The sequence below is a fragment of the bacterium genome (assembly GCA_028821235.1).
In the GTDB taxonomy this organism is placed as follows: Bacteria; Actinomycetota; Acidimicrobiia; order Spongiisociales; family Spongiisociaceae; genus Spongiisocius.
Map to the genome: position 1 here is coordinate 1 of JAPPGV010000107.1, position 10,653 is coordinate 10,653.

The 10,653-nt window shown below is 61.5% G+C and carries 6 protein-coding genes; all 6 read left to right on the forward strand.

The genetic code is table 11. From position 1 onward, the window contains the following. Positions 1 to 944 (forward strand): hypothetical protein (locus OXK16_11560; GenBank protein MDE0376579.1); only part of this gene is annotated, 944 nt, incomplete at its 5' end. Positions 945 to 1,964: 1,020 nt separating this feature from the next. Further along, the gene (cas7u, locus tag OXK16_11565) at positions 1,965 to 3,185 is read left to right on the forward strand and encodes a type I-U CRISPR-associated RAMP protein Csb1/Cas7u (GenBank protein MDE0376580.1); all 1,221 of its coding nucleotides are present in this window, start codon (positions 1,965 to 1,967) and stop codon (positions 3,183 to 3,185) included. A 1,662-nt stretch (positions 3,186 to 4,847) separates the two neighbouring features. Next, positions 4,848 to 7,589, forward strand: coding sequence for a type I-U CRISPR-associated helicase/endonuclease Cas3 (gene cas3u / locus OXK16_11570; protein ID MDE0376581.1), 2,742 nt, complete (start codon positions 4,848 to 4,850; stop codon positions 7,587 to 7,589). After that, complete coding sequence (locus OXK16_11575; protein ID MDE0376582.1) at positions 7,586 to 8,512, forward strand: hypothetical protein; 927 nt, start codon at positions 7,586 to 7,588, stop codon at positions 8,510 to 8,512. The genes cas3u and OXK16_11575 overlap by 4 nt, the downstream gene beginning before the upstream one ends. A gap of 25 nt (positions 8,513 to 8,537) precedes the next feature. Further along, positions 8,538 to 10,148 carry a CRISPR-associated endonuclease Cas1 gene (cas1, locus tag OXK16_11580; protein ID MDE0376583.1) on the forward strand — a complete coding sequence of 537 codons (1,611 nt, stop codon included), beginning with the start codon at positions 8,538 to 8,540 and terminating at the stop codon, positions 10,146 to 10,148. A 3-nt stretch (positions 10,149 to 10,151) separates the two neighbouring features. Further along, the gene (cas2, locus tag OXK16_11585) at positions 10,152 to 10,448 is read left to right on the forward strand and encodes a CRISPR-associated endonuclease Cas2 (GenBank protein MDE0376584.1); all 297 of its coding nucleotides are present in this window, start codon (positions 10,152 to 10,154) and stop codon (positions 10,446 to 10,448) included. Positions 10,449 to 10,653: the final 205 nt, after the last annotated feature.

Below are 10,653 nucleotides of genomic sequence, written 5' to 3' on the forward strand. Positions count from 1 at the left end.
CAGGTCACCGCAAGACCGGCATGTCATGGCTGGTCGGCGCAGTCCTAGCCGCCCTCGTCGCGCTCGGTGTCTTCTCGGTGGTGTCAGCCACGGAAGGGCAAAACCGGGACACCGGCACTCCGGATAGGACACAACCTGTGAACCAGCCCGTAACGGCGGGCGAACCAACGACCACTACGACAGCGGGATCGCGGGAGGTTGACGAGTACAGTATAGAGGTCACCGACACCACCACCGCAGTGTCCTATCAATCGGGTGTCGAATCCGACCGAGCAGCCCAGGACATTCCGGTGACCGACACCACCCTCCCATCCCCGCAACCCGAACATGCCACCGCGCAAGCCCAACAAGCCCCGACCACGACCACCCGGGCAGCGTCATTGACCACCACAACCACCGTGAACCCGCCGGTCCCCCGCCGGGTGCTCCATCCCACCTGGGACCACCGCCTCCCCAGCACCTGGGAAGGCCTCCCCGCCACCGAATGCGCCAAAGAAACCTTCAGATACGAGATGGAGCGGGACACCCCCAGCTGGGACCACGGTATCGTGACCGAGGGCGTCGCCACCAACTACGCGGCGACCGTGATCGAGTTCGCGTTGGCGGACCCGTCATATGAGGTGGAACCAGGACACGCCGGTCACGCCAAAATGGTCAACGCGATGCAAAAACGAGGGCCGGGCCGCCGGTCTTCTGTTACCTTCGAGGAATACGAAAAGGGCTATAGATTTCAGCGGAGGGCGCTGACCGACCTCGGTGTCTCATCCGCCCAAGACATACGCGACATGGGCGAAGCAGCCGCCAACGTCCGCTGGTACGCCGCCCGCGTCAAATCCTTCATCGACGAGTTCAGCCTGAATCGCGACCATCCATCATGTACGTCCATCCTCGCCGGCGCCGAAGCCGTCCTCACCCCCTACAAACCCACCACCACAACGCCCTAACCGGCCGGGCCGTACCTGATCGACTGTGGGTCGGATTGCGGGACACAGCCGCGGGAATAGACCCTCAACTGCGAGATGACCCTCCCTGGGGGGTGGATGCGCGACCAGGTTGCGGGTCGTCTTGGGTATGTTCGATGACGACAACACGCCCGGTGATGGTTCCTTCGGGGTTGGGGATGATTACGGCGGGTTGGCATGGGACTTGCGGCGGTGAGCAGAGGGGAGGGGCGGATGGAGTACCAAACGAGCAACGCCCGGCCGGTGGACGCGTCCGGGTCAACCTCATACACCACATCCCCGGCCGTGTGTCACATCCGCTTCCAGCCGCAACCCCACCCCCCGGACCGGGGACAGGCGGACAGATCCTTTGAAAGGCGCACCACACGCCAGACCCCACCGGAGTCAGACCCGCCCCCGGTCCAGTGGGCCACCCATGCGCAGTGGCCGCCAAGAGAGTCGAACATCACACGGGATATCATCCATTTTGAGTGACCCCCACTCCCCGTACATCACAGATTGGACTTCCACTCTCTGAGTGGTTCCTTCGGCAGGTGCCGTCGCGCCACTTGGCCGATGTTGAGGGACTATTCTCGGCCTCGGGTGGACCCAGGCTCCATTGCGGCTAGACAGCGAGCCACGCGTCGTGGGTTGGTACACGCGCCTCCCTGGGTTCTTCCCCATTAGTGCTAGTTCTATACTGTGAGCCACGCATTGTGATCTAGACCCAGGTTGCTAAGGTTCTTCGGCATGGGTTTCGTACCACGGCAACTGGCGTCTGCGGGAGAGCTACATGACTACTGGAGGTGGAGGCAACACAAGGCGGAGGATGCGCAGGTGGACGCCTGGGGACCATCCGATCTCCCGCAGTGCACCATATGCTACGGCTGGTCGGCCGCTTCCTAGCGACGGGTGGAGAAGGTCGTATCAGTGGCTCCACTCAGTCAGAGGCGGTTTGGTGTCACAGGCTGATGCCAGAGTTGGTACGAGGATCCGGCGACTACACGAAGGAGGATGAGGAATATGTCGGAGTTGACGTTCGATAGGTTACGGGCCGCAGTGGGCGGTGGTGCGGTTGCACTGAGGTCGTTGACCACGCTACAGCCGGCAGGTGGGTCTGGTGACAAGGTGTTCCCGCCGACGTATGCGGTCGCTCAGAGTGCTGAACATAAGTATGCCGTCGAGGAGCGGGTGGTCGGTGATGAGGTGAAGACGACAGTGCTGTTGGATTCGGTGGCATCGCAGGCCAACCGTGCTGAAGTGGCGCTTCTTGATGGGTGGGAGTTGAAGGAACTGGGGTTCCCGGTTCCGTTCGTTGATTTCACCGTGGACGATGAGTTGGCGGACCTGGGCAGGCTGACTGTCCTGGAAGCGCCCCATCGCATCGCTGATGCGATCTTTCGGGATAGTCTGTTGGATAGCACGTTGTTTCGTCTGTCAGACGTGGGGCGGGCCATTACCAATGCCAGTCCGCGGGACGCGACGGCTCTGTTTCGCTACTCCCCGACTGCGCTTCTGTTCGGTGTGTGGGACTCGACTGGCCCGAAGGGTGGCCTGGGATCGAAGTTCCAACGAGCGTATGTGTCGGAGATCGTCGGTTTGGATGCCAGGATCGGGAAGAAGGTGGGGAGCCGGATTGATCCCCTTCAGATCGAGCGTGGCGCAGCGGTTGTGTTTGAACACGCTGATGCGGAGAGGCATTGGACCCTGGATGAGTCAGAGGCGGCGCGCGAGAAGGGGAAGCCGAAGGTCAAGGGTGCTGACGGTAGGCCGTCGGAGATCAACCATGGCAACGTCACGCCCTCGATCGACAGTTTGTCCGGCGGGGTTACGATCGCGTCGGCCATTCAGACTACGGTGATTTCCTTGGCCGCGCTTCGTCGGCTTCGTTTCGCTGGTCATGATCGGTCAACCGAGACGGCGGCTCGTACCGCGGTCGCCGCGTTGGGAGTGGCGGCGATCGCGTACCAGCACGAAGTGGACTACGACCTCCGTTCGCGTTGTCTGCTGGTTCCCGAGCATCCTCCACGGATTGAGTTGGTAGGTCGAGATGGGTCGGCGCCGGAGGTTGTGTCCATCGACCGTTCCAGCGCGGCCAGGATCCTCGAGACCGCCTCCGAGAGGGCTGCTTCTGTCGGGATCGGATGGGAGTCGGACGAGATACGGTTGGTGCCGGCGCCGAAGTTGGTGGAGTTGATCAAGCGGAGTCGCCAAGTGTCCGCTCTTGCGCAGCCATCGGAGTGACGGTGGTTTCGATAGAGGTCAACTTCCTTACCGGCCGGTTCGTAGCGGCTGCCCATCATGACCGAACTAGCCCGGAGTGGCCGCCACACCCGGCGCGGTTGTTCTCAGCCCTTGTGGCTACTTGGGCGGACGCGGATCAGCCTGACTTGATGGAGAAGGAGGCGATCGAGTGGTTGGAGTCCCTTCCACCGCCTTCGATCTGTGCTTCGGGCGCGACGCCTCGTGCTGCGGCGACACACTTCGTTCCGGTGAACGATGCTCGGATCGTTTCCAAGAGCTCGTACAACAAGCGGGCGAGCCGCGTCGAGGACCTGATAGCCGAGATTCACGACGCTGAAGCGGAGGGACTTCCTGAGGCCAAACAGCGGAGTCTTGGCAATCAGTTGCGGAGACAGCGTGACGTATCGGGGATCGTTACTTCGGCGGCTAATACTCCCTTCAGCGCTGCAGTAGATATCATGCCGCCCGGCTGGGTATCCGCGTCGGGCGATGTTCGAACCGGGCAGTCCCGAGTGTATCCGTCTGTTACCCCAAGCGAGCCGCGGGTGACATACGTGTGGAACACTGATGCGGTAGCTGACACGGTGGTCGTCCTCGACGGTTTGTGTGCTCGGCTGACCCGGCTGGGCCATTCGTCGTCTCTGGTGTCCTGCCGATTGGTTCAGGATCATCCCACTCCCAATCACATGCCCGGTGCGGGTGCCGACATCCTGCGTTCCGTCAGGTCCGGTCAACTCGCCACTCTTGAGCGGGAACATAAGAACCATCAGGCAAGTAGACCCCGTACATTGCCGTTTACTCCGGTCCGTTACCGACAGGTTGAGGCGCAGACTGTCGATGATGATGCTGCTGCCAAAGCGGACACTGCTGGTGAGTGGCTGGTGCTGGCATTCAGGGGGGGATCGAAACGGTTTCCGTCGACTATCACGGTCGAGGTGGCAACGGCCCTCCGGGGCGCGGTGTTCCACCATGCCGTCGACCCGATTCCTGAAGGTCTGTCCGGTCATCGTCGGGGGGGCCGACCGTCTACCAATCCACACGTAGCTTTTCTTCCGCTGCCATGGGTGGGACACGAGCACTCGGATGGTCGGCTTATAGGCGCAGCCATCGCCATGCCCGAGCAACTCGACGCCGCATCGCGCCGTGCGTTGCTCCGAGCGGTCGGGAGTTGGGAAGAGATCCAAGACCCGCTGATCCTCAATCTCGGCCGACGCGGAAGGTTGCACATGGATCGGATCACCGGGCCGAGCCCATTGGTCACACTCAGACCTTCGGTATGGCGCCGAGCGGCTGGCCGCTGGGTTTCTGCTGTCCCGATCGCATTGCCGACGCATCCAGGCCGCCTCAGTTCGGGTACGGCCGCCGCTCGAAGAAAGGCTTGGGCACGTGCGGAGGAAGCGGTCATCAACTCCTGCCTCCATGTCGGCCTTCCGCCACCTGTAGATGTTGCTGTCTCGCTCGCACCTCTTATCTCTGGGGCTCGCCCTGCTCCTGGGTTTCCCGCGTTCCGACAGCCGGGACCTAGAGATCGCCCGATCGCCCGCCGCCTGGTTCACGCAGCCGTTACTTTCGAGAAACCAATCATCGGACCATTAGTTCTCGGGGCCGGCCGCTACCTGGGCTTGGGACTCATGCGACCCATGACTGACCAGAGGCCCTCCGATGGGTGATCTGGCCATCGCCGATTTCCCGGCGTACTTCCGCTCGGTCCATGGGTTCGAACCGTTTCCGTGGCAGGTCCGGCTGACGAAAGCCGTGCTTGATGACGGCCGGTGGCCGGAGGTGATCGACCTGCCGACCGGCAGTGGTAAGACCGCCGCGATCGACACGGCGTTGTTCACTCTGGCTGCGCAACCCGATCGCTTCCCCCGGAGGGTGGTCTTCGTGATCGACCGCCGCATCATCGTCGACCAGGTCTACAAGAGAGCCGCGACTATCGAGAGCGCCCTCTCACAGGCTCAAGGCGGGGTTCTCTCCCAGATCCGAGAACGCCTCCTTGAAGTCACGGATGGCGCGCCACTTGGAGTGGCCGCGCTCAGAGGAGGCGTGCCGATAGACAATGAGTGGACGTACAGGCCGGACCAACCGTGGGTGGTGGTGTCGACCGTGGATCAGTTCGGTTCGCGCCTGTTGTTCCGCGGCTACGGGGTGTCACCCGGGATGCGTCCGATTCATGCCGGGTTAGCAGGGAATGATTGCCTGGTGATTCTCGACGAGGTGCACCTCAGCAAACCGTTTGCCGAGACCCTCCGGACGGTCAGGCATCTGGATCGTGGGACTCTTCCGCGCCCGATACAGGTTGTTGAAATGTCCGCCACTCCTCAGAACAAGCAAGCGCGGCCCTTTGTGATTCTCGATTCTGATCTCCGAGCTTCGGAGCTTCTCCGCAAACGCGTTACAGCAGTGAAGCAAGGACAGCTGGTACCGATTCCGGGCAGATCGGCTGAAGAAGCCATACCCAAGGCTGTACAGAAACTGTTGAAGAAGGCGACGTCCGGCTCCGTCCGTAGCATCGGGATCGTCGTTAACCGGGTCAACACCGCTCGGCTTACATACGAGGTGCTGAGGGCCTCCGGCTACAACGCCTATCTGGTGACGGGCAGGATGCGACCACTCGACCGCTCCCGCGTTCTCGATCAGATCGAAACGTCTGTGGATCCCGATCGTCAGCAGGCCGCGAGGAACCTGACGGTCGTGGTGGCCACTCAGGCGATCGAGGTAGGAGCCGATTTCAGCTTCGACCTGCTGATCACCGAGTGCGCGCCAATCGACAGCCTGCGGCAACGGTTCGGACGGTTGGATCGGCGAGGAACGTACGCTGATCGAACCGGTGGTGCCGCCGAAGCTCTGGTTCTAGGTGTCCGGTCCGACATGAAGGCTAAGAAACCCGATCCCATCTACGGCGATGCAGCCAAACAAACATGGAGGGAACTCGACAGTCGCTTCGGCGGCTCTTCCTTTGATGTCGGCCCCGCATCTCAGCACCTGGCTGGACTTCCGAAAGAGACGTTGGCGCCTACCCCCGACGTGCCCCTTCTGTTGGACACTCACATGGAGGCTTGGACCCAGACTCGTCCCGAACCCGTCGTTCAGCCCCCCATAGACCCGTTCCTTCACGGTCTCCGCGAGTCCGACAACACCGACATCAGCTTCGTGTGGCGCTACGACCATTCACATGAGACGCTGAAGCTCGTACCCCCACGGCCTTCGGAGTACCTCCAGGTGCCCATCAGCGCAGCCAGGGCCTGGCTGGCACCCTCGTGGAACAGGCAGCCGGAGGCCCCTGTAGCGGATGTGGATACGGTGGCCAGCGAACAAGACGCGCGCGGAGCAGATGTAGGCCGGGAGGCGTATCGCTGGCTCGGTTTCGACAACGAACCGAAGCGGCTCACTACCACCAACGATCTTCGGGCTGGTGATGTGATCATTGTACATCCGGAACAGGGCGGCTTGACCGCAGGCACATGGGATCCGGTGTCGGCCAAGCCCGTGGACGATCTCGGCGACGAGGCACAGGAAGCCAATGGCCGACGTATCACGTTGCGCCTCGACCCGCGCCTTTTTCCCGATGCGACTGGCCTCATCGCGGATGAAGACGCTGATGCCACCACTAGGGATCTGATCACAACATGGATGGACCACACTGTGGCGAACTCCGCCCCCGGGTGGCTGGTGAGGACCTGTGAACGGCTCCAAGGGAGATTCTATATCGAACTGTCTCAAGATCGCAGGTACCCGATCATTGTCGAGAGGACGGTGGACGGCTCCACTCTTGATGGATCGGATGCCTCGGTCTCTTTTACCGGGACCGCAGTGACTCTACGTGACCATCTGGCCGGTGTCGGTGACAGAGCTGCCGAGTTTGCTAGGAGGCTGGGGCTGGGAACCGAGTTACAGCAGGACCTCAGACTGGCCGGGCGTCTGCATGATCTCGGAAAAGTCGACTCACGGTTTCAAGCTCAACTCGTAGGCGGTGACATAGTCAAACTGGAGATGTTCGACGAGCCACTCGCCAAGTCGCTCCCCGGAACGCGTGCCGTGCGTCGCTATCCGCAGGGTATGCGGCACGAGGTAGCCAGTACCGCACTGGCCCAGTCGAACGCCGCTGTACTAGCTGGCGCACATGACCGCGATCTCGTCCTTCATCTGATCATGACCCACCATGGCTACGGACGACCTCTCCCCCCCGTACATGAAGATCCAAGCCCTAGGACACTTCGGCCTCGCCATTGCGAGCACACGATGGAAACCTCCTCCAACCTGGTCGAAACCGATATCGCATTGGTGGCCGCTGGCCGCTTCTGGACTCTCGTGGAGCGCTACGGCCATCACGGCATAGCGTGGTTGGAAGCGATCCTCCGCCTAGCCGACCACCGGCAAAGCGAGGAGGAGGCCAAAAAATGACGGCGGGGACCCACCTGCGCGCCCTAGAAGGAACCAACCCACTAGGTTTCCTCGCTGGCTTAGGAGTACAAGCCCTCTTCGATGCCGTCCCGAACCAACCGAGTATCTGGTGGAGCGACGACGTCATACCCCACGCAGTAGTCGACGCCGAGTATTCCGTCGAGCGTGTAGTGGATCAAGCACTCCGAGTGCTTCCCATCTGGGCCGAAAGCCCCGCCTTGAGTCCGGGACTCGGCACCAAGGCCGACAATACGGGCAAATTCAGCCCCCAAGACCTGACCAAGTATCTGGAAAGGACCCGCTCCCCGTTCGCCGGAAGCCGGTTCGCCACAGCATTAGTAGCGGAAGGGAGTCTCGACGGCGCTGGAAAGGTAGCCAAGCCAACCGACCTCTATTTCACAGCTGGTCAACTGAAGTTCCTCAAGATCGCCCGCCAACTACTGACAGAAGTACACCGCGAAAGTCTGATGGAGGGTCTCACCGGACCATGGAGTTACTCAAGTCCCCTCTCATCCTTGGGCTGGGACACAACCGACGACCGAATCTACGCACTAGCAGCAGCAAACCCAGCTAAGGAAAAGAAGCTGACCAACCCCGGTGCCGAAGCGCTCGCGATTCTGGGACTGAGCCGCCACCCCGTCTATGCGGGTCAAGACGCACGAGGTCGTGACCGCACTCTGACACAGGGTTGCGCTGGACCTTGGAGGCGTGGCGGTACCTACACATGGCCCCTGTGGACACAGCCCGCGACGCCGAACGCCGTGCGTTCCCTTCTAGCTCACGCAACTGGAGACCTAGACAAGCGATCCAACAGTTTCGACGGTTGGGCCATCAGCTCGATTATGCGCTCCGCAATCCGCCGATCAGATCAAGGAGGGTACGGAACGTTCGGCCCGCCAGAGGTTGTCTGGTCGCGTGGCTGAGGTACCCAGGCTCGTACCAGTTCGAATGGTCAACGAGTTCGAGTACTGTCCGCGTCTCTTCTATCTGGAGTGGGTGCAAGCGCGCTTCGAGGACAACCCGGACACCGTTGAAGGACGGTTTGTGCATCGACGGGTTGACCTGGGTGGGGGGCTCATCGGGGACTCGTCCGAGGACGAACCGGTACGTATTGCTCGTTCGGTAGCTCTCGGTTCGGAGCGGCTAGGCCTCACCGCCAAGGCCGACATCATCGAAGGGACTGCTGATGGGAGTGTGATACCGATCGAGGTGAAGAGGGGTCGGCCACCTCCTCACGGCCCGGCCTGGTCCCCGGAACTGATCCAGCTGTGCGCGATCGGTCTTCTCCTGAGGGACAACGGATACGAGTGCACCGAGGGTCAGATCTTCTTTGCGGAGACACGGCGCCGTGTCACTGTGCCATTCGACGACGAGCTTGTCTCGAGGACGCTCGGGGTGCTTGAGCCGCTCCGGGCGGTGGCGGCCGCATCGGATCCTCCACCGCCTCTTGTCGATAGTCCCAAGTGCCCGCGATGTTCCCTGGTTGGTATCTGTCTGCCCGACGAAACCAACCTCCACACCCGCAGATCCAGAAAGAGGCCTCGGCGGCTCACTCCGCGCGACTCCGCCGCGAGGCCGTTGTACGTAACCGATCAGGGAGCGAAAGTCGGTATACGCGGGGGACGGGTCACCGTGACTCGCCGCAACGAGACAATCACCCAGGTTCGGGCGATTGATGTGTCTCAGATCTCCGTGTACGGCAACGTCCAACTGTCTTCACAGCTGATGCGGGCCGCGTTCAGCCGCCAGATACCGGTTTGCTGGTTCTCCTATGGCGGATGGTTCCAGGGCATCGCCGAAGGACTCCCCTCCAAACACGTGGAACTTCGCAGACGCCAAGCTGCGATCGCCGCTCAAGCTGGCCTTCCTATAGCGAGGAGGCTGGTCGAGGGCAAGATCCGTAACTGTCGCACCTTCCTCCGAAGGAACTCCCGCACCGACACCGGCCCCGTGCTCGCCCAACTCAGACGTCTTGCCGATCAGGCCGCCTCCGCAGAGTCGGTGGAGTCCCTTCTCGGATTCGAAGGAACCGCCGCTCGACTGTACTTTGGAAGGTTTGCCGGCATGCTCAAGAACGATGACCTCGGCACCTTCGATGTCAACGGCCGTAACCGGCGTCCCCCACGCGACGCCGTGAACTGCCTTCTCTCCTACGGCTACTCGCTGCTCGTCAAAGACCTGACCGCCACGGTGCTCGGCGTCGGCTTCGATCCCTACCTGGGCCTCTACCACCGACCTAGATTCGGCCGACCTGCTCTAGCCCTCGACTTGGCCGAAGAGTTCCGTCCCCTTGTAGCCGACTCCGTAGTCGTCAACGTGATCAACAACGGCGAGATTAGATCATCCGGCTTCGTCGTACGAGCCCGGGGTGTGGCTATGAACCAACAGGCCCGGCGCTCGTTCCTGTCAGCGTATGAACGTCGCCTCGATCACGAGATCACACACCCGACCTACAAGTACCGAATCACCTATCGGCGCGTGTTGGAGGTTCAAGCCCGAATGCTTGGAGCCTATCTCCTAGGCGAGATACCCGAATACGTCCCGTTCATGACGAGGTGACCGATGGCGCGGCGCAGGAGATACCTCGTAGCGTACGACATCCGGGAGGACAAACGCCTCCGACGGGTCCATAAAACCATGAAGGGATACGGGTGGAGCCTCCAATACAGCGTGTTTATCTGTGACCTCGATGCGATGGAACTCCTGGCGATGCGAACTGACCTCGGTGACATCATTCACCATGCGCTCGACTCGATAGCTATCGTCGACCTCGGCGCCCCGAAAGAGCGAGGTAGTGAGTGCTTCCAGTTCATGGGCGTCGCGAGCCGTCTACCCACATCAGGTCCGGTGGTCATCTGATGCGAGCGGTCCAGTGACGACACCGAAGCCACCCAGCGCTCGAACCCAGGTAACACAACAGTTTTGCGGCTCCTTGACAACCAAAATCATGTAGGATGATGACCGCCCGCCGGCACCGCTCGCAACCCATGACAAACCCCCAGGTCAGGGCTAGGTTCTTGAGCGAGCTCTTCGGGCAGCTTTAAAGCTGCCCCTCCATTGCGGC